The following is a 23,499-nucleotide window of genomic DNA, read 5'->3' on the forward strand; positions in this document are numbered from 1 at the left end:
GGCGGATCGCACAGAGTCCGAAGTCACGTCCGTCCGGATGCTGACAGGACGCGAATCGGCGGGTAGCGTCGGGCGGAGTCCAGTGACTGGACTAGACCCATTCTTCCTTCCACTCGGATCGTCCGGCACGTTCCTGCCGGTAGAAGGGATTCATCACCATGGCTTCTGTCACTTTCGACAAGGCGACCCGTCTGTACCCCGGCGGCGACAAGCCCGCCGTCGACCAGCTGGAGCTGGAGATCGCGGACGGCGAGTTCCTCGTCCTCGTCGGCCCCTCCGGCTGCGGCAAGTCCACCTCGCTGCGCATGCTCGCCGGCCTGGAGGACGTCAACGGCGGTGCCATCCGCATCGGTGACCGCGACGTCACACACCTGCCGCCCAAGGACCGGGACATCGCGATGGTGTTCCAGAACTACGCGCTCTACCCGCACATGTCCGTCGCCGACAACATGGGCTTCGCGCTCAAGATCGCCGGTGAGGACAAGGCCACCATCCGCCGCAAGGTGGAGGACGCGGCGAAGATGCTCGACCTGACCCAGTACCTCGACCGCAAGCCGAAGGCCCTCTCGGGCGGTCAGCGCCAGCGCGTCGCCATGGGCCGGGCCATCGTGCGCAAGCCGCAGGTGTTCCTCATGGACGAGCCGCTGTCGAACCTGGACGCGAAGCTCCGCGTGTCGACGCGTACGCAGATCGCCGCGCTCCAGCGCGACCTCGGCATCACCACCGTCTACGTCACCCACGACCAGGTCGAGGCCATGACCATGGGCGACCGGGTGGCCGTGCTGAAGGACGGTCTGCTGCAGCAGGTCGACACCCCGCGCAACATGTACGACCGCCCGGCGAACCTGTTCGTCGCCGGCTTCATCGGCTCCCCGGCCATGAACCTGGTCGAGGTCCCGATCGCCGACGGCGGCGTGAAGTTCGGCGACAGCGTCGTCCCGGTGTCGCGCGAGGCGCTGTCCGCCGCGGCGGACGCGGGCGACCGCACCGTCACGGTCGGCGTGCGCCCCGAGCACTTCGACATCGGCGACTCGGGCGGCCTGAGCATCGTCGTGAACGTCGTCGAGGAACTCGGCGCCGACGGTTACGTCTACGGGTCGACCGCCGCCACCGTCGGAGCCGACGCGCAGGACCTCGTGGTCCGTGTGAACGGCCGCCAGGTGCCGGAGAAGGGCTCGACGCTGCACGTGGTGCCGCGGGCCGGCGAGATCCACGTGTTCTCGACGTCCTCCGGTGAGCGGCTCTCCGACTGACCTGCCACCGCACGCGATTGAAGGGGCGCTCCCTCAAGGGGCGTCCCTTTTCGTGGCATTCGGCCCCGGCCCGTCAACCCTTAATTCGAAAAACCACGTCGAACCATCCCCCGTCAGAGTGACTAAATGTCGCCAAATCTTCACCGAGCGCTACTCTCGCCCTCGTGACCCACACTGCCCGCCGTATCGGCCGTTCCCTCGCCCTGGTCCTGCCCGTCGTCCTGGTCCTCTCCGGGACCCTCGCGGTCACGATGGTCCCCTGGGCGGACACTTCCTCCTCCCAGATCCTGACCGCATCCGCCGAGGGGGTCTCCGTCCCCGCGAAGCCGCGCGCCGCGCACGAGGTGGTGCGCGACGACCTCGTCGGCGAGCTGCAGCGGGGCAAGGCGCCGGGTGACGTACTCACCGACCTCCAGCAGGAGGTGAACCGGCGGCCGTCGCTCGCCGAGCACTGCGTGGGGATCGCGCGGGCGCTGGGGCGGGCCGCGGTGGAGGCGTACGGCCCGACGAAGGCGCAGTCCTTCGCGCGTCCCGTGTGCGACACCGCGTACGCGACCGGCGTCGCCTCCATGGGCTGAGGCACGCCGCCTCCCTACGCTGGCCTTCATGAACGAAACCCCCCGATCCGCCCCTCCCGCAGCCGCGTTGCCCACCGCCCCCACCCAGGCCGTCGTCCTGGCGGGCGGTCAGGGTTCGCGGCTGCGGCCGTATACGGACGACCGGCCGAAGCCGATGGTGGAGATCCCGGGTACGGGCGTGCCGATCATCGGGCACCAGCTGGCGTGGCTGGCCTCGGAGGGGGTCACGGACGCCGTGGTGTCCTGCGGGCACCTCGCGGAAGTGCTCCAGGAGTGGCTGGCCGGGGCGCGGTTGCCGCTGCGGGTGACGACGGTGGTGGAGGAGGAGCCGCTGGGGCGGGGCGGCGGGCTCAAGTACGCGGCGCGGCACCTGCCGCACCCGGACCGGGCCTGGTACGCGACGAACGGGGACATCTGGACGCGCTTCTCGCTGCGCGAGATGGCGGCCTTCCACCACGAGCGCGGGGCGACGGCGACGCTGGCGTTGGCCCGGCCGCGGATTCCGTGGGGGGTGGTGGAGACGAACGAGTTCGGGCAGGTGCTGGACTTCATCGAGGCGCCGCCGTCGCCGTATCCGGTCAATGCGGGGGTGTACGTCTTCGGGCCCGAATTCGCGGCGCTGCTCCCGGATTTGGGGGATCACGAGCGGACGACGTTCCCGCGGCTGGCTCGGGAGCGGCGACTGGCGGGCTTCCCGCTGCCGCAGGGGGCCTACTGGCGGGCTATCGACACGACGAAGGACCTGACCGAGGCCGCAAGGGAGTTGGCGGCGCAGAGGGGCTCCTGAGGCCGCTCCCGCGCACACCGAAAGGGGCCCGGAGGCTCCGCACGCGGTGAAGGGGCCCGGAGGCCCCGTACGAACCGCAGGGGCCCAGCCACGTACGAACCCGCAGGGGCCCGGGCCCGTACGAACCCCCGTACACGCCGCAGGGGCCCGGCGCGTCGCACGCGTCGGGCCCCTGCGGTGTGGGAGGTGGTCGGCGTCAGCCGATGAGGCCGCCGATCAGGTTGGCGGGCTGCTTGGTCGGCGTCCCGCCGCCCGTGCTGCTCCCCGAGCTGGTCGGTGCCTTCGGGGAGGTGGACTGGCGGGGGGTGCTGCGCGGGGTGGACTTGCCGGTGGTGCCCTTCGTCGCGGTGGGCGACTGGGAGCCCGTGCCGGCGGTTTCCCGTGCGGGGCCGTCGGTGGCGGCGGCCCCGGACTTCGTGGCGGGCCCGGTGGCGGTGGCCGAGGGGTTCGGCTTGGTGGACCGCTGCTGCGCGGGCTGCTGCGCGGGGGCCTGCGGGAGCGGCTGGCCGGGGAGGTAGTTGGTCGGGGCCTGGCCGGGGCCGGGGACGGTGACCACGGTGGTGGAGCGGACGGCGCCGCCGAGGAGGGAGCCGACGAGCAGGGTGAGCCCGCAGATGACGCTGGCCATGACGGCTCCGCGCCGCAGCACCCGGCGCCGCAGCCGCCAGATCTCGGAGCGCGGTCCGAGGGTGCGCCAGGCTTCTCCGGCGAGTCGTCCGTCGAGGGAGTAGACGGGGGCGCCCGCGATGATCAGCGGGCTCCAGGCGGCGAGGTAGATGATGTCGGGGGCGTCGTAGGCGGGGACGGTCTTCCAGCTGACGGTCATCAGGAGCGCGGCGGAGAGCAGCGCCCCGAAGGATGCGGCGAACCGCTGCCAGAGGCCGAAGACGGTCAGTACGCCGACGATGACCTGGAGGAAGGCCACGCTGAGGCCGGCGCCGACGGGGTGGGCGAGGGCGAAGTCGCGGAGCGGTTCGGCGAGGGCCCACGGGTTCAGGGTGTGCAGCCAGGTGACCATGGAGCCGCGTTCGCCGCCGTCGAAGTAGACGGGGTCGCACAGCTTGCCCATGCCGGCGTAGATGGAGATGAAGCCGAGGAAGCAGCGCAGCGGGAGCAGGACGACGCCGAGGTTCATCCGGCGGCCGGGGTAGTACGAGGCCTGGCCGCGGGAGTCGGAGCCGGCGCGGCGGCCGTCCGCCCCGTGGTCGTGGCCCGCGCCGCCGCCCGCGTACGCGTGCTCGTACGGCAGGTCCCGTACGGCGGCCAGCGGGCGGGTCTCGTCGTGGTCCCCGTAGTTGCGCTGGCCGATGACGGTCGGGGTGGTGAGGGTGTCGTCGGCGAGGTCGTGGGCGAGGTCGATGCGCGGGATGACCTGGGTGGCTCCGCCGTCGTACTCGCCGCCGTACTCGTCGCGGCCGCGCCCGGCCTCGCGTACGGCCTGGAGAAGTCCGCCCATGGCGGCGGAGTCGCCGGGGGCCGACTTGCCGCTCCAGACGACGGGGGCCCGGCGGCGGGTGGCCCCGGCGGCAGCGACCACGGCGCCGCCGAGGACGGGTGCGCGGCCGGGGGCGTTCGCGGGCTTGGAACGCGCGCTCGGGCTCGGTGCGAGCCGCACGCGGAAGCTGGCGTGGTTGACGATGACCTGTGCGGGGTCGCACGGCACCTTGACCATGCTCAGCGCGGGCTGGTCGTCGAACCCTGACGTTCTGGTGTCCACACTCATCTAACCGAGTGATCAGTGTTTAGGACACTGCCTTGACCGCAGCGATGTGTCCGAGACCCGTCAAAATCAAGCCACCCCGCCCTAAACGGGCGGGGTGACACGCTCACGGGTCACATTCCGTGAGCCAAGTGGATCAAGCGCGGGTCGGGCGCGGCCGGGCGCGGGGTCAGGTGCGCGGGGCTGCCGCGCGGCGGCGGGCCGCTTCGTAGAGCACGACGCCCGCGGCGACACCGGCGTTGAGCGACTCGGCGCCGCCCGGCATCGGGATGCGCACGAGGTAGTCGCAGTTCTCGCCGACGAGGCGGCCGAGGCCCTTGCCCTCGGAGCCGACGACGATGACGACGGGGCCGACGAGCGCGTCCAGGTCGTTGACCGTGTGCTGGCCCTCGGCGGCGAGGCCGACGATGGCGATGCCGGCCTTCTTGTACTCCTGGAGGGCGCGGGTCAGGTTGGTGACGCGGGAGACCGGGGTACGGGCGGCGGTGCCGGCCGAGGACTTCCACGCACCGGCGGTCATGCCGGCGGCGCGGCGCTCGGGGATGACCACGCCGTGGCCGCCGAAGGCGGAGACGGAGCGGACGATCGCACCGAGGTTGCGCGGGTCGGTGACCCCGTCGAGGGCGACGATCAGCGGGTCCTCGCCGTTGTCGTACGCGGCGGCGGTGAGGTCCTCCGGGTGCGCGTACTCGTACGGCGGGACCTGGAGGACCAGGCCCTGGTGGTTGAGCCCGTTGGTCATCCGGTCGAGCTCGGGGCGCGGGGCTTCCATCAGGTTGATGTTGCCGCGCTCGGCGGCGAGCTGGAGGGCCTCGCGGACGCGCTCGTCGTTGTCGATGAACTGCTGGACGTACAGGGTCGTGGCCGGTACACCGTCGCGCAGCGCCTCGAAGACCGGGTTGCGGCCGACGACCATCTCGCTGGTGCCCTTGGGACCGCCGCGGCGGGGGGCCGGGCGGCGCTTGGCGGCCTGGCGGGCCATCGCGTTGCTGATGCGGTTGGCCTTGTGCTTCTTGCGGTCCTCGGCCTTGGGCGTGGGGCCCTTGCCTTCCAGGCCCTTGCGCCGCTGGCCACCGCTGCCGACCGTCGCGCCCTTCTTGTTGGACGTGCGGCGGTTCCTGCGCTGGCTGTTCCCGGCCATGACTTCTACCTGTTTTCGTTGATGCTGCGATATGTACGTATGAAGAGTGTGCCGCCCGGAGCGCCGGGCAGCACACCAAGCTCAGCTGCCCGGGCTGACCGGGCCGGCCTCGCTCAGCGGGGGCCGAGCGTCCAGCGCGGTCCGGTGGGGCTGTCCTCGATGACCAGGCCCGACTGCTGGAGCTGGTCGCGGATGGCGTCGGCGGTGGCCCAGTCCTTGCGGGCGCGGGCGGACTCGCGCTGTTCCAGGACGAGGCGGACGAGGGTGTCGACGGCGCCGTGGAGGTCCTCGCCCCGGTCGCCCTCCTCGGCCCAGTGCGGGTCGAGCGGGTCCAGGCCGAGGACGCCCAGCATGGCCCGTACCTCGGACAGGCGCGCGATGGCCTCGTCCTTGTCGTCGGCGGCCAGCGCGCTGTTGCCCTGGCGGACGGCGGTGTGGACGATGGCGAGCGCCTGCGGGACGCCGAGGTCGTCGTCCATGACCTCGGCGAAGGCGGGCGGCACCTCGGCGGCGGGCTCGACGACCTGGCCGGCCTTCTCGATGACGCGCTGGTAGAACCCCTCGATCCGGGCGAAGGCGGACTCCGCCTCGCGCAGGGCCTCCTCGCTGTACTCGATCATCGAGCGGTAGTGCGGGGTGCCGAGGTAGTAGCGGAGCACGATGGGGCGCCACTGCTTGACCATCTCGGAGACGAGAACCGAGTTCCCGAGGGACTTGGACATCTTCTCGCCGGACATGGTGACCCAGGCGTTGTGCACCCAGTACTTCGCGAACTCGTCGCCGAAGGCCTTGGCCTGGGCGATCTCGTTCTCGTGGTGCGGGAAGATCAGGTCGAGTCCGCCGCCGTGGATGTCGAAGGCCTCGCCGAGGTACTTGTGCGCCATGGCGGAGCATTCGAGGTGCCAGCCGGGACGGCCGCGGCCCCAGGGGGTCTCCCAGGAGGGCTCGCCGGGCTTGACGGACTTCCACATGGCGAAGTCGCGGGGGTCCCGCTTGCCGGTCTCGCCGGTGGACTCCGGCTGGCGGATGTTGTCGAGCTCCTGGCGGGACAGCGAGAGGTAGCCGGGGTACGACTTCACGTCGAAGTAGACGTTGCCCTCGGACTCGTAGGCGTGGCCGCGCTCGATGAGCCCGCGCATCATCTCGACCATCTCGGTGACGTGGCCGGTGGCGCGGGGCTCGTAGGTGGGCGGGAGGCAGCCGAGGGCGGAGTAGCCGTCGTTGAAGGCGCGCTCGTTCTCGTAGCCGATGGACCACCAGGGGCGGCGCTGCTCCGCGGACTTCGCGATGATCTTGTCGTCGATGTCCGTGACGTTGCGGATGAAGGTGACCTCGTAGCCCCGGTACTCGAACCAGCGGCGCATCATGTCGAAGTTGAGGCCCGACCGGATGTGGCCGATGTGCGGGGCCGCCTGGACGGTGGCGCCACAGAGGTAGATCGAGACGCAGCCCGGAACGAGCGGGGTGAAGTCACGGATCTGCCGGGCGCTGGTGTCGTACAGGCGAATAGTCACGGCATCCAGGGTAGTGCGCACATAGCAGTGCCCCGCGACCCTTTGGGGACGTGGGGCACCTTTGTTGCCCAAGATGTGTCGTCGAGGGCCGTCTCGACGCGCATTCAGGCCCGGTTCGTCCGGTACACGAGTGCGGTGGCGATGGCGGCGAGGCCTTCGGCGCGGCCGGTGAGGCCCAGTCCGTCGGTGGTGGTGCCGGAGACGGAGACGGGGGCGCCCGCCGCGGCGCCGAGCGCCTTCTGTGCCTCTTCGCGCCGCTTGCCGATCTTCGGACGTACGCCGATGACCTGAATCGCGATGTTGCCGATCTCGAAGCCCTCGGCGCGGACGATGCGCGCGGCTTCCGCCAGGAGGGTGACTCCGGCGGCGCCGGACCACTCGGGGCGGGAGGTCCCGAAGTGGGCGCCGAGGTCGCCGACGCCGGCGGCGGAGAAGAGGGCGTCGCAGGCGGCGTGGGCGGCGACGTCGCCGTCGGAGTGTCCGGCGAGGCCGTCCTCGCCCTCCCACAGCAGTCCGGCGCACCACAGCTCGCGGCCGGTCTCGAAGGCGTGCACGTCGGTGCCGATGCCGACGAGCGGGATCAGCGGCGCCTGGGCGGCGGCCGGGGCGGGGGTCGCGGAGCCGTCCGCGGCCTGATCTGCCGAACCTGCGGAGCTAGTACGCATCGGTGGCCCTCCTGCGGGCGAGTACGGCCTCGGCGAGGACCAGGTCGAGGGGGCGGGTGACCTTGAAGGCCTCTTCGTGGCCGGGGACCACGGTGACGGTGACGCCGAGGCGCTCCACCATCCCGGCGTCGTCGGTGGCGCCCTCGCCGTCGACGGCGATCGCGGCGTGGGCCCGTACGAGGGTGTCCCGGTCGAAGCCCTGCGGGGTCTGTACGGCGCGCAGCCGGGCCCGCTCGGGCGTGGCGACGACGGGCTCGGGCTCGCCGGGCTTGCCGGGCTCGACTTCCTTGACGGTGTCGGCCAGCGGCAGGCCGGGCACCACGGCCGGGGCTCCGTCGCGGACGGCCTCGATGACGGCGTCCACGGTGTCGACGGGGACCAGGGGGCGGGCCGCGTCGTGGACGAGTACGGAGGTGACGTCCTGCGGGAGCGCGTCCAGGCCGGCGCGCACGGACTGCTGGCGGGTCTCCCCGCCGGGGACGACGAGGATCTCGGCCCGCTCGGGCAGTGCGTGCTCGGCGAGCAGGAGGCGGACCTCGTCGGCTCCGTCGGAGGGTGCGACGACCACCACGAGGGAGATCGCGCGGGAGCGGGCCATCGCACGGACGGCGTGGACGAGCATCGGGGTGCCGCCGAGGGCCCGCAGGGCCTTGGGGGCGCCGGGGCCGAGGCGTACCCCGCGGCCGGCGGCCGGGATCACCGCGGCGGTGCGGTGGGGGCGCGTTTCGTCAGACATCAGTAGCTCCGAGCCAGGTTTGTGACTTCGGCCGACATGGGTATGGCCTGAAGCGTGCCGGGTGCGACGCCCTCGCCCCTTCCGTGACGACCGGTCGAGCAGGCTGCCCGGACCCGGCACACCATCGAGGTGGCGGGTGCTGAAAAGGTAGATCAAAAGGCGTGGGTACAGACATGCCGCAGCGCCCGGCAACAGGTCCCTCGTGGAGGAGGGACCGTGTCATCGGGCACCGCGGCACAACTGTGTACACCCTGTTCTGGTGAACGTGGTGACCTTGAGTACGGGGCCTCGCGTCAGGACGCGAGAACCTCGTCGAGGAGGGCCTCGGCCTTGTCCTCGTTCGTGTTCTCAGCGAGCGCGAGCTCGCTCACCAGGATCTGACGCGCCTTCGCGAGCATGCGCTTCTCGCCCGCGGAAAGCCCGCGCTCACGCTCACGACGCCACAGGTCACGCACCACTTCGGCGACCTTGATGACATCGCCAGAAGCGAGCTTCTCCAGATTTGCCTTGTAGCGCCGGGACCAGTTCGTCGGCTCTTCTGCGTACGGTGCGCGAAGCACCTCGAAGACCCGGTCCAGACCGTCCTGGCCGACTACGTCGCGAACACCGACGAACTCCGCATTGTCCGCAGGCACGCGAACCGTCAGGTCACCCTGGGCAACCTTGAGCACCAAGTAGGTCTTGTCCACGCCTTTGATCTGGCGAGTCTCAATGGCCTCGATCAGCGCGGCCCCGTGATGGGGATAGACCACGGTGTCGCCAACCTTGAACGTCATGTGACAGGTACCCCTTCCGTGGCTATCCAGGGTAACACGAGAACTGACCGTTATGAATGGCGTTTTCGCAGGTCAGGGCACATCTCGGGGCTTGACAACAGCGACTGGAACGTGCTGCGGAAGCCTCCCGGAAGGGGGTATTCGCAGGTCGGGGGTGCTGTGCGGACCAGGGGAAAGGGCCACGCTACACCTCCCCGACACCACCGCCAGTGTGACGTACGTCCCGTTTTGCCGGTTTTCGAGCCGGGAAACCGAACTACTCCGTTCGACTGGCGGGCGCCCGTACGGATCGGTTCCGGACCAATCCCGAATTGATCACGGAGCGCCGTTCGAAGGAATCTCGGAATTTGATCAACGGGGCTCGCGTCGCGTTATGCGGGCACCACATGATCGACGAGCGGAATGAAAGATCACGGGATGCGGGTGAGGGTGGTCGCCCCGCTGCGGAGGGTCGGGTGCGGGGGCGGGGTGGCGGCTCGGTAACCTAAGCGCGCTGACACACCCTTAGAGCGGCTTTACCCCGGCCGTTCCGAGCGCCCACCCTTCCGTTCTGTACGTCCAAGGAGATGCCGCCGCCGTGAGCCGCAGCCTTCGACGCGGCGCCCTCGCCGCCACCGCCGTCGTGTTCTCGATCGCCTCGCTGGCCGCCTGCGGTGCGGGCAATGACGCCCAGTCCCTCCAGATCAGGCCGGACAACGCCGCCGCCACCAAGGGCGAGATCAAGATCCAGAACGCTCTGGTGATCACCCAGGGCGAGAAGGGCAAGAAGGGTCCCGCCGCAGTGTCGGCGACGGTCTTCAACGCCGGCGACAAGCCGCAGACCCTCGACGCCATCACCCTCCCGGGTGCCAAGGGCAAGGTCGTCCTGAAGGCGGCCTCGGGTACCGGCAAGGTCACCGTGCCGGCCGGCGGGTCCGTGATCCTGGGCGGCAAGGGCAACGCCTCGGCCGTGATCGAGGACGGCGCGGAGGCCGGCAAGGTCGGCGACGCGCAGAAGGTCGTCTTCCAGCTGAGCAGCACGGGCGACGTCCCGCTGGAGGCCTTCGTGGTCCCCGCCACCGGCATGTACGCGGGCTTCGGCCCGACCGCGGCCCCGGCCGCCCCCGGCTCCACGCCGTCGGGCACGCCCTCGGGCACCCCGTCCGGCAGCCCCGCCGGGTCCCCCTCGGGCACGCCGTCCGGTTCCACCTCGGGCTCCCCGTCGGGTGCGGTCTCGGGTGCCCCGTCGGGCTCCCCGTCCGGCTCCGCCTCGCACGGCACCGGCCACTGAGGCCCGTGGCCGCGCAGCAGTAGCCGCGCCGGCGCTCGGCGCGTAAGCAAACGGGAAGGGCCCCGGCCGCATCAGCGGCCGGGGCCCTTCCCGTCATTCCGGTTTACGGCTCGAACGTGTAGCCGAGGCCGCGGACCGTCACCAGGTAGCGCGGGGCCCCCGGGTCCGGCTCGAGCCCCATCCCGCGTGCGCCCCTCGCACGGCGCGGCCCCGGGGGCCTCACCGGCTTCGGGACGCTGCGCCGGCCTCCGGCCGGCCTCGGGGCCGCGGCGACGCCGTCGGCTTACGGCTCGAACTTGTAGCCGAGACCGCGGACCGTCACCAGGTAGCGCGGGGCCCCCGGGTCCGGCTCGAGCCCCATCCCGCGTGCGCCCCTCGCACGGCGCGGCCCCGGGGGCCTCACCGGCTTCGGGACGCTGCGCCGGCCTCCGGCCGGCCCCGGGGCCGCGGCGACGCCGTCGGCTTACGGCTCGAACTTGTAGCCGAGACCGCGGACCGTCACCAGGTAGCGCGGGGCCCCCGGGTCCGGCTCGATCTTGGCGCGCAGGCGCTTGACGTGGACGTCGAGGGTCTTGGTGTCGCCGACGTAGTCCGCGCCCCAGACCCGGTCGATCAGCTGCATGCGGGTCAGCACGCGGCCCGCGTTGCGCAGGAGCATCTCCAGCAGGTCGAACTCCTTCAGCGGGAGGTCCACCTTGGCGCCGGCGACGGTGACCACGTGGCGGTCGACGTCCATCCGTACGGGGCCCGCCTCCAGCGCTGCCGGGGTGACCTCCTCCGGCTCGCCGCGGCGGCGCAGGACCGCGCGGATGCGGGCGACCAGCTCGCGCGAGGAGAAGGGCTTGGTGACGTAGTCATCTGCTCCTATCTCCAGCCCGACGACCTTGTCGATCTCGCTGTCCTTGGCGGTCACCATGATCACGGGGACGTTGGAGCGGCCGCGCAGCTGCCGGCAGACCTCCGTGCCGGGCAGGCCGGGGAGCATCAGGTCGAGGAGGACGAGGTCGGCGCCGTTGCGCTCGAACTCGTCGAGCCCGTCGGGCCCGGTGGCCGCGATGGCGACCTCGAAGCCCTCCTTGCGGAGCATGTAGGACAGGGCGTCGCTGAAGGATTCCTCATCCTCGACGACAAGCACTCGGGTCACGGAAGGACCTCCGGGGCAGGAATGGCTGGAGCGGTTTCTGGCGGTGACTGGGTCAGGCGGGGGTGGGGTGGGTGTGACGGTCCGGCGCCGGGGCCTGCGCCGCCGCTTCGGGGAGTTTGAGGGTGAAGGTGGATCCCTGGCCCTCCGAGCTCCACACCGACACCTCCCCGCCGTGCGAGGCCGCCACGTGCTTCACGATCGCAAGGCCGAGGCCGGTGCCTCCCGTGGCGCGGGAGCGGGCCGGGTCCACGCGGTAGAAGCGCTCGAAGATGCGCTCGCGGTCCTTTTCCGGGATGCCGATGCCCTGGTCGGTCACGGCGATCTCGATCAAGTCTCCCCCGGGTGCCGAAACCCTGCGTCCGGCTATGCCGACGCGGGTACGGGCCGGGCTGTAGTTGACGGCGTTCTCGACCAGATTTCCGAGGGCTGCCGCGAGCTGTCCGCGGTTGCCCCAGACGCGCAGGTCGGCGGTGCCGCCCGCGGCCATGGTGATCTGCTTGGAGGACGCCGTGTGGCGGCAGCGGTCTATGGCCTCCGCCACCAGGGTGTCCACCCGGACGGGCTCGGCGTCCTCCAGCGGGTCGTCGTTCTGGACCCGGGAGAGGTCGATGAGCTCCTGGACGAGGTTGATCAGCCGGGTGGCCTCTATCTGCATGCGGCCGGCGAAGCGGCTGACCGCCTCGGGGTCGTCCGCGGCGTCCATGACGGCTTCGGAGAGCAGGGAGATCGCGCCCACCGGCGTCTTCAGCTCGTGCGACACGTTGGCGACGAAATCGCGGCGCACTGCCTCGATGCGGCGGGCTTCGGTGAGGTCCTCGACCAGCAGCAGCACCAGGCGCGAGCCCAGCGGCGCCACGCGGGCCGAGACGGCGAGGGCCTCGCCGCGGCCGGTGCCGCGCCGGGGCAGGTCGAGCTCGACCTGGCGTATTTCCCCGTCGCGGCGGGTGTCGCGGGCCATGTGGAGCATGGGCTCCACGGCGAGCTTGCCGCCGCGCACCAGCCCGAGGGCATACGCGGCGGAGCTCGCCTTGACCACGGCGTCGCCCTCGTCGAGCACCACGGCGGAGGACCGCAGCACGGAGAGGACGGTGTCCACGCCGGGCGGCAGTACCGCGTTGATGTCGGGGCGCATGGAGCTCCGGGTGGGGCGGGCTTGGTCGCGCTCGCTCCAGCGGAACGCCAGCATCGCGATGACGCCGGTGCAAAGACCGGCAATCGCTGCAGCTGCGGCGACCGCCGCGTTCACGTCCATGGATCCAGGTTAAGCAGGCTCGGCGACACTTCCACAGCCGTTCGGGTGGCACCTCGAACAGTCGTCGCCCAGAGTTCACTCTGGCGACGGGGTTGATTCATTTGTGATGCCGGAGTCGGACGCGTTTGCGGTTCATCGTGAAAGCGTGGGGCGCGGACAGGCCCCCCACGGCAGTGAGAGCAGCCGCAGTAGAGCAGTAGCAGTAGGTCGAGAGAGGGACACGAGACATGCGCGACGCGTACCACGAGGAACTGGACTCGATCGGAGAAGGCCTGGTCGAGATGGCCCGGCTCGTCGGTTCCGCGATCGGGCGGGCCACGACGTCCATGCTCGACGCCGATCTGAAGCTCGCCGAGAGCGTCATCGCCGGCGACCAGAAGGTCGACGACCTGCAGCACGACCTGGAGGCGCGCGCCATCGCCCTGCTGGCCCGCCAGCAGCCGGTCGCCACCGACCTGCGCATCGTCGTGACCTCGCTGCGCATGAGCGCGGACCTGGAGCGCAGCGGCGACCTGGCCCAGCACGTGGCGAAGCTCGCCCGGCTGCGCTTCCCGGAAACGGCGGTGCCGCGGGACCTGCATGCCACGATCCTGGAGATGGGGCAGCTGGCGCAGCGCCTGATGGCGAAGGCGGCCGAAGTCATCATCACGAAGGACGTCGACCTGGCGCTCCAGCTGGAGCAGGACGACGACGAGATGGACCAGCTGCACCGCACGCTGTTCCAGCACCTGATGGACGACCGCTGGAAGCACGGCATCGAGACCGCGGTGGACGTGACGCTGCTGGGCCGCTACTACGAGCGCTTCGCGGACCACGCGGTGTCGGTGGCCAAGCGCGTGGTGTACCTGGTGACGGGCGAGCACGCGGACGACCTCCAGCAGCCGACGGTCGTCGACGGCGCCTGATCCTCTCCGGGTCGCTCGGGTCGCTGCGCCAATGCGCCGTTGACGCGCCGGTGTGGGTGGGCATGAATGAGGCGAAGGCAGCACGACTTCCCGTTCGTCGCCTGCGAGGAGGAACCATGCCCGATTCCCCCGTCCCGATCACCCCGGAGCAGGAGCAGCCGCCGAGGCCGGAGCCACTGAGGCTCCCGCTGCTGGCGGCCTGCGGCTGCGGCTCGGGCTGCGGCTGCGGCTGCCAGTCCGGCGCCCCCTGCCAGTGCGGCGGCTGACCGCCGCACGTGCGTGCGCACGCGAGGGCCCCGTCCGAGACCGGACGGGGCCCTCGTGCGTACACGGGTCAGGGGGCAGCCGGTGCTACGGCGCGATGTCGACGCGCGCGGCACCGCCCGGCAGGACGGGGGCGGCCTGCACGGTGCGCTTGGGGGCGGCGGGGGCGACGGCCGGCTTGGCGGGAGCGGCGGGCGCGGCGGCGGGAGCGGCCGGGGCGGCGACCGGGGCGAGAGGCGCCAGCAGCGGCTCGGCCTGCTGGAGCGTGGTCGAGCCGCCGTTGGTCACGACGACCGCCGGGTTGCTGAGGACCCTCGAGACGTTGAGGTCCGAGATGTTGAGGTTGTCGATGAGGTCGAGCAGCGGGTCCGCCTGCGCGGGGGCGCCACCGGCCAGCAGGACTACGCCGGCGAGGGCGCCGACCGCGGAGAATCGATTGATCTTCATGCCGGGGGAAACGTCCGGACGCCGCCCCCGGTCACCGCTCCCGCACGCCCGTCGCCCGTTCGGCCCTGCCGATCCCCCCGTCTGGCCCGCGCATCCGGACCGGCGTGCGACGAGCCCCCACCCTGCGGGTGAAACCGCAGGTAGGGGGCTCGTTCGCGCGTGTGGGCTACTTCCCGGCCCGCTCCTTGACCCGCGGCGTCACCTCTTGAGCGCGCGGTACCTCTTGAGGAGCGCGGTGATCTTCGCGTGGTCGGCCCCGCCGTTCAGCTCGGTCAGCAGGTCGTCCGGACAGAGCTCGTAGTGGTCGCCCCACCAGTGCCGCCCCTTGTTGTCCCAGATCCGGTAGCCCCCGGGCACTCCCCTGGCCACGTACCGCCTTCTGCTCACGTGCGTCCGCCCTCCGTCCGTCGCCGTGCGGGGTCAGTCCTGGAGGAAGTACCCGCTCACGTCGGCGATCACGTCCACGGAGCCCGCGTGGTTGTAGATGGTCACCGCGTCGGCCCACTTGTTCAGCCCGCAGTAGTTCAGCGCGGGAACCTGGCCGGTCACCGCGTTCGCGATGGTCTGCCCGGCGGTGAAGTTGAGGTTCGAGTACTGCGGCCACATGCCCTGGTAGCGGTCGCAGCCCGAGCTGGGGTGCGCCGACAGGTGGCTGGCGGCCGTGCCGCCGGTCGCGGTGACGTTCATGGTCACGCCGGTGACACCGAACGGCGGGATGCCGAACTTCCACGAGTTGGGCTGGATGTCCAGCTCGTCGTGCTCGCCGAGCGGCGTGCCCGGGGCCTCCCGGGTGTCCAGCACGCGGGTGGGCCCGGTCGGGACGAACTTCGAGCCGGTGGCGGAGTAGTAGCCGCTGATGTCGGCGACCAGGTCGACCGTCCCGGCGAAGTTGTAGAGGTCGACCGTGCCGTCGGCTCCGACCGGGACCGTGACCTGGTTGGGGACGGTCTGCCCGGCGGTGAAGTTGAGGTTGGAGGCCGTCGGCCGGGTGGTGCCGTGCGGGTAGGCGGTGACGTAGCTGCCCGCGGTCGGGTTGGTGGCCGTCACGTTCAGGGTCACCGCCTTGGCCTCGGGGTAGCTCTTGGCGACGTCCAGGTTGATGGTCCCGCCCGCCCCGACCGGTCCGAACGGCCGCGTCGGGGTGGTCGGGTTGAGCCAGGGGTCGCGGGTGTCCAGCAGCCGCTTCGGGCTGACGCCGGTGAAGCGCTGCCCGCTGTCCCCGGCCAGGTAGTAGCCGCTGATGTCGGCGATCAGGTCGACGGTCCCGGCGAAGTTGTAGAGGTTGACCGTGCCGTCGGCTCCGACCGGGACGGTGACCTGGTTGGGAGTGGTCTGCCCGGCGGTGAAGTTGATGTTGGAGGCGGTCGGCCGGAAGGTGCCGTGCGCGTGGGCGGTGACGTAGCTGCCCGCGGTCGCGTTGGTGGCCGTCACGTTCAGGACCACCGCGGTGACGCCCTCGGCGGGTACGCCGGCCCGGCCCGCGATCCGCACGTTGGCCGTCTCGCCGGCACCGATCTTGGCCGCCGGTGCGCCGGCGCCGCTGCGGGTGTCCAGCAGTCGGGTGGGCGTCACCGGCACGAAGGTGCCGGGGGTGCCGAAGGTGACCGGCTTGGTGCCCGCGCGGCCGAAGTAGTCGAACGACATCGGCATCGGGGCGGGGTCGTAGCCGGGACCGGTGGCCTTGATCTCGGCCTTCAGTACGACGTCCCGCTCCCGGGGCGCGCCGGACAACTGGAGGAACACCCCGGAGCAGTTGGTGGTGCAGGCCGGGATCGTCAGCGTCAGCGCGCCGTCCGGGGTGACCGTCCAGTGGTGCACGGTCCAGTCGTCGCCCCACTCGGTGGCTTCGTAGTTGGTGCGGACCTGCAGCATCCGGGCCAGCTGCTGCGGGGAGTACCCCGAAGCCGCCACCGACTCGGCGGCGAGCGTCAGTTGCAGGTCAGTGGCGGTCCAGGTCGTGCCGCTGTCGGGGATGCTGAAGTTGATCCAGCAGCCGGAGCCGGCGTCCTCGCCGCCCGGCACGGTCACCGGCTTCTCCGCCGGATCGAAGAGGCTGCCGCCCGAACCGTTCGTACAGAAGTTCCAGAGCTTGGGCAGCTGCTGGGTGTCGGCCAGTGCGCTCTGGAACGGCAGCAGGCCGGAGAGCAGCAGTGCCCCGGCCGTCGCGGCCAGGGCACGGTTGGTCGTTCGCATGTGGATTCCCCCGAGTCCGAGACCGGCTCCCCCTGAACCGATCTTCACAAAATCCTATGCGATCACCTCGCCGTGGCCCGGCGCAAACGAAAACCCCTGACCTGCACCATGTGTGCAGGTCAGGGGCATGATCGCTGCTGCTACTTCTTCTTGCCCTGGTTCTTGACGGCCTCGATGGCGGCCGCGGCGGCGTCCGGGTCGAGGTAGGTGCCGCCCGGGTTGAGGGGCTTGAAGGCGGCGTCCAGGTCGTAGACGAGCGGGATGCCGGTCGGGATGTTCAGGCCCGTGATGTCGGCGTCGGAGATGCCGTCGAGGTGCTTGACCAGGCCGCGCAGGGAGTTGCCGTGCGCGGCGACCAGGACCGTGCGGCCGGTCAGCAGGTCCGGGACGATGCCGTCGTACCAGTACGGCAGCATGCGCTCGACGACGTCCTTGAGGCACTCGGTGCGCGGACGCAGCTCGTTCGGGATCGACGCGTAGCGCGGGTCCTCGGACTGCGAGAACTCCGTACCGTCCTCGAGTACCGGCGGCGGGGTGTCGTACGAGCGGCGCCACAGCATGAACTGCTCCTCGCCGAACTCGGCGAGGGTCTGCGCCTTGTCCTTGCCCTGGAGCGCACCGTAGTGGCGCTCGTTCAGGCGCCAGGAGCGGTGCACCGGGATCCAGTGGCGGTCCGCGGACTCCAGGGCGAGCTGCGCGGTGCGGATCGCGCGCTTCTGCAGGGAGGTGTGCAGGACATCGGGCAGCAGGCCGGCGTCCTTCAGCAGCTCACCGCCGCGGATCGCCTCCTTCTCGCCCTTTTCGGTGAGGTTGACGTCCACCCAGCCGGTGAACAGGTTCTTCGCGTTCCAGTCGCTCTCGCCGTGGCGGAGGAGGATCAGCTTGTACGGTGCGTCGGCCATGCGTACGAGCCTAATGGAAGTGCGAGGGCGCCCGCGCGCGGTCCTCGGTGGCGCCGATTGACGGTCCGCGTCAATTGGGTAGCGCCCGGAGGCGGCCGCTCGTAATGTGCGTCAAGGTCAAGTGACGCTTACACCTCCGGGGGGATTCCTTATGTCCGTTGCGAGCATGAGACGGGCCGCCCGGGAGAGCGTGTCGGGGCTGCCGACGGCGTTCTGGTGGCTTTGGGCGAGCACCCTGGTCAACCGGCTCGGGGCCTTCGTCGCCACCTTCATGACCTTGTACCTGACCCTGGACAGGGGCTACTCGGCCTCCTTCGCGGGACTTGTGGTCGCCCTCCACGGGCTCGGCGGGGTCATTTCGTCACTGGTCGCCGGTGTCATGACCGACCGGCTCGGGCGGCGGCCGACGCTGCTCGCGGCGAACGTCGCGACCGCGCTCTCGGTGGCGCTGCTGGGCTTCATGGAGCACCCGGCGGCCATCGCCGCGGTGGCTCTGCTGGTCGGCATGGCCTCGAACGCGTCGCGGCCCGCGGTGCAGGCGATGATGGCGGACATCGTGCGTCCCGAGGACCGGGTGCGGGCCTTCGCGCTGAACTACTGGGCGATCAACCTGGGCTTCGCCGTCTCCGCGACCGTCGCCGGTTTCATCGCCGAGTACAGCTACCTCGCCGGCTTCCTGGGCGAGGCGGCGCTGACGCTGGTCTGCGCGGTCCTCGTGTTCCTGAAGCTTCCCGAGTCGCGGCCCGAGAAGGGCGCCGCGGGTTCGGCGGCCGGGGAGCCGGAGATCGGGCTGGGCACGGTGCTGCGCGACGGGCGGTTCATGGGGGTCGTGGGGCTGTCGTTCCTGATCTCGCTGATCTTCATGCAGGGCTCCTTCGGCCTGCCGCTGGCGATGGGGTCCGCGGGCTTCTCCAGCGCCGACTACGGCCTGGTCGCCGCGGTGAACGGCGTGATGATCGTGGTGCTGCAGATCCCGGTCACCCGGTTCATCGAGCACCGGGACCCGCAGAAGCTGCTGGTGATCTCGGCGCTGCTGGCCGGGTACGGGTTCGGGCTCACGGCCTTCGGCGGATCCGTCGGGGCGCTCGCGCTGACGGTGTGCGTGTGGACGCTGGCCGAGATCATCAACTCGCCGACCCAGATGAGCCTGGTCGTGCGGCTGTCCCCGCTGCACGGGCGGGGCCGCTACCAGGGCATGTACACGATGTCGTGGGCCGTGGCCTCGCTCGTCGCCCCGCTGCTGGCCGGCGCGGTCATCGACCGGCACGGGGCGGAGTGGCTGTGGGGGACGACGGCGGTGCTGGGCACGGTCGCGGGGCTCGGGTACTGGATGCTCATGCGCAGTCTCGCCGAGGGTGACCCGGGTACGGGTACGGACGCGGCTGCGGCCGCGGGCCCCGCCGCACCGAAGGCCGTACCGCTTCCGACCGCCACCGAGGCGTAGCGCGGCTCCGCTGCCGGGACGCCGCAGCCGCGGGTCAGGACGGCTGCGTCAGGTGCTTGAAGGCGTCGAGGTTGTAGGTCGGTTCGCCGCGGGAGACGCGCCACTCGTACTCGCGGCGGATCGCGCTCGCGAAGCCCAGCTCCAGCAGGGTGTTGAAGGCGCCGTCGGCCCCCTCCAGGACGGTGCCGAGCAGCCGGTCCAGATCCTCCGGGTTCACCACCGAGAGGGGCAGCCGGCCGGTGAGGTAGACGTCCCCGAGGCGGTCGACGGCGTAGCTCAGGCCGTACAGCTTGAGGTTGCGCTCCAGCAGCCAGCGGTGGACGCCGGCCTCGTTCTCGTCGGGGTGGCGGATCACGAAGGCGTTCACCGACAGGGAGTGCCGGCCGATCCGCAGCGAGCAGGTGGTGCTCAGCTTGCGGGTGCCGGGGAGCTGGACGACGTACGAGCCCGGCTCGGGGCTCTCCCACGACAGTCCGGCCTCGGTCAGGGCGCTCTCGATGATCGCGGCGGTGTCAGCCATGGTGGGAGCGTACGCGACGGCGGTGATCGTGCATCGCTGCCGTGTACACGTCGGCCGTGGCGCTCGCGGCGGTGTCCCAGCCGAAGAACTGCGCGTGCCGTGCGGCCTGCGCGCCCATCCGGTCGGTGAGCTCCGGCTCGTCGATGAAGCGCCGCAGCTCCCGCGCGTAGTCCACCGGGTCGTGTCCGGGTACGAGGATCCCCGTCGCCCCGTCGTTGACGGCGACGGGCAGTCCGCCGACCTCGGCGGCCAGTACCGGCGTGCCGGTGGCCTGGGCCTCGATGGCGACGAGCCCGAAGGACTCGCTGTACGAGGGCATGACCAGCACGGACGCGGCCCGGAACCAGTCGGCGAGCCCGTCCTGCGCGACGGGCGGGTGGAAGTGCACGAGGTCGGTGATGCCGAGCTTCGCGGCGAGCTTCTGCAGCCCCTCCGGCTTGGCCAGTCCGCTTCCGCTGGGGCCGCCGACGACGGGGACGAAGAGCCGGCGGCGAAGCGAGGGGTCCTGGTCGACGAGGACGGCGACGGCGCGCAGCAGGATGTCGGGGGCCTTCAGGGGCTGGATGCGTCCGGCGAAGAGCGGGATGACGGCGTCCTGCGGCAGGCCGAGGCGGGCGCGGGCGGCGGCGCGGCCGTCGGCGACGGTGAAGCGGTCGAGGTTCACGCCGGGGTGGACGACGGCCACCTTGGAGGGGTCGGCCTCGTAGTGCCGTACGAGCTCGTCGGCCTCTTCGGCGGTGTTCGCGATGAGGCGGTCGGCGGCGGCCACGATCTGGGTCTCGCCGATGACGCGGGCGGCGGGCTCGGGCGTGTCACCCTCGGCGAGCGCGGCGTTCTTGACCTTGGCCATGGTGTGCATGGCGTGTACGAGGGGGACGCCCCAGCGTTCGGCGGCAAGCCAGCCCACGTGGCCGGAGAGCCAGTAGTGGGAGTGGACGAGGTCGTAGTAGCCGGGGCGGTGGCCGGCCCAGGCCTGCATGACGCCGTGGGTGAAGGCGCACAGCTGGGCCGGGAGCTCCTCCTTGGCGAGGCCTTCGTACGGTCCCGCGTCCACGTGCCGTACGAGGACCCCGGGCGCGAGCTCGACGACGGGCGGCAGCCCGCCGGTGGTGGCCCGGGTGAAGATCTCGACCTCGATGTTGATCGCGGCGAGGCGGCGGGCCAGCTCCACGATGTACACGTTCATCCCGCCGGCGTCGCCGGTGCCGGGCTGGTGGAGCGGCGAGGTGTGCACGCTGAGCATGGCGACGCGGCGCGGCTTGCGGTGACCGCCGACGGCGGCCGGCAGGCGCAGCCTCGGCGGCTCGTGGCGGGTCGCGCGGGCGGCGGCCAGGCGGCCGCCGATACTGCCGCCGATGCGGGACACGTACTGGCTCAAGGGAGCAGTTCCTCTCGCTCGGACGACGACGCTCGGACGGACCCGTTCGGGTGGCGGGCATGCGGACGGGGGCGCGCGGGGCGCCCTGCTAAGGAGTGCAACCCGGATGGCGGTCCCCCGCATTCCGGGATGGTCCGGGATTCCGCAATTTTTCTTGCGGGAGGCACGGTTTTCCTGCGGCGCGGACCCTCCGCTTACCCTCGGCGCATGGTCTCCCGCAACACCCCGTCCCCTTCCGCCAGCCGGTCTACCGGCCGCCCCGTGGGCTCGGTGACGCGCGGGACGACCAACCCGAACCGGTTGCGCCGCATGGACCGCTGGATCGCGGCCACCCACGGGGCCGCGCTGCGCCGGGCCGAAGCTCCGGTCGCGGTGGACCTCGGCTACGGGGCCGCGCCCTGGACGGCGGTCGAGCTGCTGGCGCGACTGCGGGAGGCGGCGCCCCGGGTGCGGGTGGTCGGCATCGAGATCGAGCCGGCGCGGGTCGCGGGCGCGAAGCCGTACGAGCGGGAGGGGCTGAGCTTCCGGCACGGCGGCTTCGAGGTGCCGCTGGACGGCACGGCCGGGGATCCGGTGGGCCACGCGGCGCTGATCCGTGCGGCGAACGTGCTGCGCCAGTACGACGAGGAGCAGGTCGAGCAGGTGTGGGGGCGGCTGTGCGCGCGCCTCGCCCCGGGCGGGCTGCTGGTGGAGGGCACCTGCGACGAGATCGGGCGGCGGCACGTGTGGGTGGCGCTGGGCCCGGAGGGGCCGCGCACGGTGACGTTCGCGACGCGGCTGGGCTCCCTGGAGCGTCCCTCGGACCTCGCCGAGCGGCTGCCGAAGGCGCTGATCCACCGGAACGTGCCGGGTGAGCCGGTGCACGCGTTCCTGCGGGACTTCGACCGGGCGTGGGCGGCGGCGGCCCCGTACGCCTCCTACGGGGCGCGGCAGCGCTGGATCCGGACGGCGCGCGCCCTGGCGGGCGACTGGCCGCTGGCGGACGGTCCGGGGCGGTGGCGGCAGGGGGAACTGACGGTGCGCTGGGAGGCGCTGCGCCCGGTGGGGTGAATACGGCGGGCCGGGGAACCGGTGGCCCGAGTGGCCCGTTGAGTCGTGCGGGGTGGGGCGTTGAAATGGATCCGCGGGGCGGCCGGCTGACGGTCGTTCGGCCGGACCGGCGGCCATGGCGGCACGGGGCGGCCCAGGCGGCACGGGCAAGATCGGAAGACATCCACAAGGGTGTTGGATTTCATCTACTCGTGGCACCATCCCGGATGGCAGTAACAAGTTACTGATGGATAGTCAGTTAATGACGCCTGGGGGGACCATGGGGGCCGTGAGGCAAAGGCGGGGCGCGAGCGCTCTCGTACTGCTCTGCGCGATGGCGATACTGACGGCGCCGGGCCTTGCGACGGGCACCGCCTACGCGGAACCGGCCGCGCCGGCGGCGCCGGCCGCCCCCGCGGCGCCGGAGCCGGGCGCCAAGTCCCTGGAGCAGGTCCACAAGGAGATAGAGGGCCTGTACCACCAGGCGGGCGCCGCCACGGAGGCCTACAACCAGGCCGAGGCCGAGACCAAGGCCCAGTCGGACAAGATCGTCGAGCTGGCCAACCTGATCGTGGCCGGGCAGGCGCGGATCGACACCCTCAAGAGCCGCGCCGGCGCCGCCGCCCGCGCCCAGTACCGCTCGGGCGGCCTGTCCCCCGGCGCGCAGCTGGCCTTGAGCGAGGACCCGGGCCAGTTCCTCGACGGGGCCAAGCGGTTGCGCCAGGGCGAGAAGGCCACCTCGGACATGCTCTCGGAACTGGACCGCACCCAGCACGACTTGCAGCGCTACGCGGCGGACGCGAGCGCGCGCTGGGCGATCCTGGAGGCCAACCGGGTCAAGCAGGAAGCCGCCAAGAAGGAGATCGAGGCGAAGATCAAGGCGGCGGAGGAACTGGAGAACAAGCTCCAGGCCGAGGAGAAGGCCCGGCTGATCCAGCTGGAGCAGGAAGCCCAGTACAAGGCGCAGACGGCGTGGCTGTCGACGGGCGCGATGAAGGACGTCAGCGGCACCGCGACGGACGCCGGACAGCGGGCCGTGCAGTTCGCCACCGCCCAGATCGGCAAGCCGTATGTCTGGGGCGCCGTGGGCCCGGGCTCGTACGACTGCTCGGGGCTGACCTCGCAGGCCTGGCGGGCGGCGGGCAAGGGCATCCCGCGCACCTCGCAGGAGCAGCTGCGGCTGCTGCCGAAGGTCGCGGTCAAGGACATGCGCCCGGGCGATCTGATCATCTACTTCGACGACGCGACCCACGTCGGGATGTACATCGGCGACGGCGCGATGGTCCACGCCCCGCGCCCCGGCCGCAACGTCACGATCGCGGGCGCGGGCTCCATGCCGATCAAGGCCGTGGTCCGGCCGGACGCGTAGCCCCTGCGGGGTTGCTCGGCGTGTGGGTCGGGGTCCTGGGTGCGGCGCCGCTGCCGGGGCTCCGCCCCGGACCCTCTCCCCCAGCTACCGCTGGGAGGTGCCCCCACCAGACTCCGTCCGGGGGGACCCCCACGCCTCAAACGCCGGCGAGGCTGGTTCTTCCCCGGGATCTGGCCTGGCAGGCAACCGTTCGGCCGCCCTTTGCGTCTCGC

At 71.6% G+C, this 23,499-nt stretch carries 22 protein-coding genes and 2 pseudogenes; 9 read left to right on the forward strand and 15 right to left on the reverse strand.

Going from position 1 to position 23,499, the window contains the following annotated elements; translation table 11 throughout:
- Positions 1 to 158: 158 nt before the first annotated feature.
- The 3 genes from OG625_RS17355 (at position 159) to OG625_RS17365 (ending at position 2,618) form a co-directional block, all read left to right on the forward strand.
- The gene (locus OG625_RS17355; RefSeq protein ID WP_329381493.1) at positions 159 to 1,253 is read left to right on the forward strand and encodes an ABC transporter ATP-binding protein; all 1,095 of its coding nucleotides are present in this window, start codon (positions 159 to 161) and stop codon (positions 1,251 to 1,253) included.
- A 164-nt stretch (positions 1,254 to 1,417) separates the two neighbouring features.
- Positions 1,418 to 1,831: a hypothetical protein gene (locus tag OG625_RS17360; protein WP_329381497.1), complete on the forward strand. Its 414-nt coding sequence runs from the start codon at positions 1,418 to 1,420 to the stop codon at positions 1,829 to 1,831.
- Positions 1,832 to 1,859: 28 nt separating this feature from the next.
- Positions 1,860 to 2,618: a nucleotidyltransferase family protein gene (locus OG625_RS17365; RefSeq protein WP_329381500.1), complete on the forward strand. Its 759-nt coding sequence runs from the start codon at positions 1,860 to 1,862 to the stop codon at positions 2,616 to 2,618.
- Between the two features lie 196 nt (positions 2,619 to 2,814).
- Here OG625_RS17365 and OG625_RS17370 read toward each other — a convergent pair whose 3' ends face one another.
- The 6 genes from OG625_RS17370 to OG625_RS17395 all read right to left on the reverse strand — a co-directional run bounded on the left by OG625_RS17370 (position 2,815) and on the right by OG625_RS17395 (position 9,170).
- On the reverse strand, positions 2,815 to 4,341 hold the full coding sequence (locus tag OG625_RS17370; RefSeq protein WP_329381503.1) for a DoxX family protein: 1,527 nt from the start codon (positions 4,339 to 4,341) through the stop codon (positions 2,815 to 2,817).
- Between the two features lie 166 nt (positions 4,342 to 4,507).
- Entirely contained in the window at positions 4,508 to 5,479 is a 972-nt protein-coding gene (gene rlmB / locus OG625_RS17375; RefSeq protein WP_329381504.1) for a 23S rRNA (guanosine(2251)-2'-O)-methyltransferase RlmB, read from the reverse strand.
- Between the two features lie 113 nt (positions 5,480 to 5,592).
- Positions 5,593 to 6,993 carry a cysteine--tRNA ligase gene (cysS, locus tag OG625_RS17380; protein WP_329381505.1) on the reverse strand — a complete coding sequence of 467 codons (1,401 nt, stop codon included), beginning with the start codon at positions 6,991 to 6,993 and terminating at the stop codon, positions 5,593 to 5,595.
- Between the two features lie 104 nt (positions 6,994 to 7,097).
- Positions 7,098 to 7,658 carry a 2-C-methyl-D-erythritol 2,4-cyclodiphosphate synthase gene (gene ispF, locus OG625_RS17385; protein WP_329381507.1) on the reverse strand — a complete coding sequence of 187 codons (561 nt, stop codon included), beginning with the start codon at positions 7,656 to 7,658 and terminating at the stop codon, positions 7,098 to 7,100.
- Positions 7,648 to 8,394 carry a 2-C-methyl-D-erythritol 4-phosphate cytidylyltransferase gene (gene ispD / locus OG625_RS17390; protein WP_329381509.1) on the reverse strand — a complete coding sequence of 249 codons (747 nt, stop codon included), beginning with the start codon at positions 8,392 to 8,394 and terminating at the stop codon, positions 7,648 to 7,650. The genes ispF and ispD overlap by 11 nt, the downstream gene beginning before the upstream one ends.
- Before the next feature lie 293 nt (positions 8,395 to 8,687).
- Positions 8,688 to 9,170 carry a CarD family transcriptional regulator gene (locus tag OG625_RS17395; protein WP_003953493.1) on the reverse strand — a complete coding sequence of 161 codons (483 nt, stop codon included), beginning with the start codon at positions 9,168 to 9,170 and terminating at the stop codon, positions 8,688 to 8,690.
- 577 nt (positions 9,171 to 9,747) lie between these two features.
- Here OG625_RS17395 and OG625_RS17400 point away from each other — a divergent pair.
- Positions 9,748 to 10,440 (forward strand): DUF461 domain-containing protein, encoded by a 693-nt coding sequence (locus tag OG625_RS17400; protein ID WP_329381511.1) that lies wholly within the window; start codon positions 9,748 to 9,750, stop codon positions 10,438 to 10,440.
- Positions 10,441 to 10,543: 103 nt separating this feature from the next.
- Here OG625_RS17400 and OG625_RS17405 read toward each other — a convergent pair.
- The 3 genes and pseudogenes from OG625_RS17405 to OG625_RS17420 form a co-directional block, all read right to left on the reverse strand.
- Positions 10,544 to 10,615, reverse strand: a pseudogene (locus tag OG625_RS17405) (DNA-binding response regulator); the annotation flags it as partial.
- Between the two features lie 288 nt (positions 10,616 to 10,903).
- On the reverse strand, positions 10,904 to 11,584 hold the full coding sequence (locus tag OG625_RS17415) for a response regulator transcription factor (RefSeq protein WP_007265514.1): 681 nt from the start codon (positions 11,582 to 11,584) through the stop codon (positions 10,904 to 10,906).
- A pseudogene (locus OG625_RS17420) lies at positions 11,581 to 12,836 on the reverse strand (sensor histidine kinase). Before OG625_RS17420 ends, OG625_RS17415 begins: the two are co-directional and overlap by 4 nt.
- Before the next feature lie 227 nt (positions 12,837 to 13,063).
- Between OG625_RS17420 and phoU the strand changes: the two are divergent.
- Together phoU and OG625_RS17430 are read left to right on the forward strand one after the other, a co-directional pair.
- The gene (gene phoU / locus OG625_RS17425) at positions 13,064 to 13,741 is read left to right on the forward strand and encodes a phosphate signaling complex protein PhoU (RefSeq protein WP_329381515.1); all 678 of its coding nucleotides are present in this window, start codon (positions 13,064 to 13,066) and stop codon (positions 13,739 to 13,741) included.
- Between the two features lie 116 nt (positions 13,742 to 13,857).
- Positions 13,858 to 14,007 carry a hypothetical protein gene (locus tag OG625_RS17430; RefSeq protein WP_167344738.1) on the forward strand — a complete coding sequence of 50 codons (150 nt, stop codon included), beginning with the start codon at positions 13,858 to 13,860 and terminating at the stop codon, positions 14,005 to 14,007.
- 85 nt (positions 14,008 to 14,092) lie between these two features.
- Here the strand turns inward: OG625_RS17430 and OG625_RS17435 are convergent, their stop codons facing one another.
- From OG625_RS17435 to OG625_RS17450, 4 genes are all read right to left on the reverse strand, one after another.
- Positions 14,093 to 14,452 carry a hypothetical protein gene (locus tag OG625_RS17435; RefSeq protein WP_329381518.1) on the reverse strand — a complete coding sequence of 120 codons (360 nt, stop codon included), beginning with the start codon at positions 14,450 to 14,452 and terminating at the stop codon, positions 14,093 to 14,095.
- A 198-nt stretch (positions 14,453 to 14,650) separates the two neighbouring features.
- Positions 14,651 to 14,839, reverse strand: a complete 189-nt coding sequence (locus OG625_RS17440; protein ID WP_329381520.1) for a hypothetical protein — start codon at positions 14,837 to 14,839, stop codon at positions 14,651 to 14,653.
- A gap of 33 nt (positions 14,840 to 14,872) precedes the next feature.
- Positions 14,873 to 16,645: a hypothetical protein gene (locus tag OG625_RS17445; protein ID WP_329381521.1), complete on the reverse strand. Its 1,773-nt coding sequence runs from the start codon at positions 16,643 to 16,645 to the stop codon at positions 14,873 to 14,875.
- A gap of 140 nt (positions 16,646 to 16,785) precedes the next feature.
- A complete protein-coding gene (locus OG625_RS17450; protein WP_329381524.1) occupies positions 16,786 to 17,547 on the reverse strand; it encodes a phosphoglyceromutase in 762 nt (253 codons plus the stop codon).
- Between the two features lie 151 nt (positions 17,548 to 17,698).
- Between OG625_RS17450 and OG625_RS17455 the strand changes: the two genes are divergently transcribed.
- On the forward strand, positions 17,699 to 18,991 hold the full coding sequence (locus tag OG625_RS17455) for an MDR family MFS transporter (RefSeq protein WP_329381526.1): 1,293 nt from the start codon (positions 17,699 to 17,701) through the stop codon (positions 18,989 to 18,991).
- 34 nt (positions 18,992 to 19,025) lie between these two features.
- On the opposite strand, the gene OG625_RS17460 is transcribed toward OG625_RS17455, so the two are convergent.
- The gene (locus OG625_RS17460) at positions 19,026 to 19,511 is read right to left on the reverse strand and encodes a YbjN domain-containing protein (protein ID WP_329381528.1); all 486 of its coding nucleotides are present in this window, start codon (positions 19,509 to 19,511) and stop codon (positions 19,026 to 19,028) included.
- Positions 19,504 to 20,889, reverse strand: a complete 1,386-nt coding sequence (gene mshA / locus OG625_RS17465) for a D-inositol-3-phosphate glycosyltransferase (RefSeq protein ID WP_443067730.1) — start codon at positions 20,887 to 20,889, stop codon at positions 19,504 to 19,506. Before mshA ends, OG625_RS17460 begins: the two co-directional genes overlap by 8 nt.
- 207 nt (positions 20,890 to 21,096) lie before the next feature.
- On the opposite strand from mshA, the gene OG625_RS17470 reads away from it, so the two are divergent.
- Together OG625_RS17470 and OG625_RS17475 are read left to right on the forward strand one after the other, a co-directional pair.
- Positions 21,097 to 21,939, forward strand: coding sequence for a class I SAM-dependent methyltransferase (locus tag OG625_RS17470; protein ID WP_329381530.1), 843 nt, complete (start codon positions 21,097 to 21,099; stop codon positions 21,937 to 21,939).
- A gap of 259 nt (positions 21,940 to 22,198) precedes the next feature.
- Positions 22,199 to 23,287, forward strand: a complete 1,089-nt coding sequence (locus tag OG625_RS17475; protein WP_329390742.1) for a C40 family peptidase — start codon at positions 22,199 to 22,201, stop codon at positions 23,285 to 23,287.
- The last annotated feature ends 212 nt before the right edge of the window (positions 23,288 to 23,499 follow it).

Source organism: Streptomyces sp. NBC_01351 (genome assembly GCF_036237315.1).
Classification (GTDB): domain Bacteria; phylum Actinomycetota; class Actinomycetes; order Streptomycetales; family Streptomycetaceae; genus Streptomyces.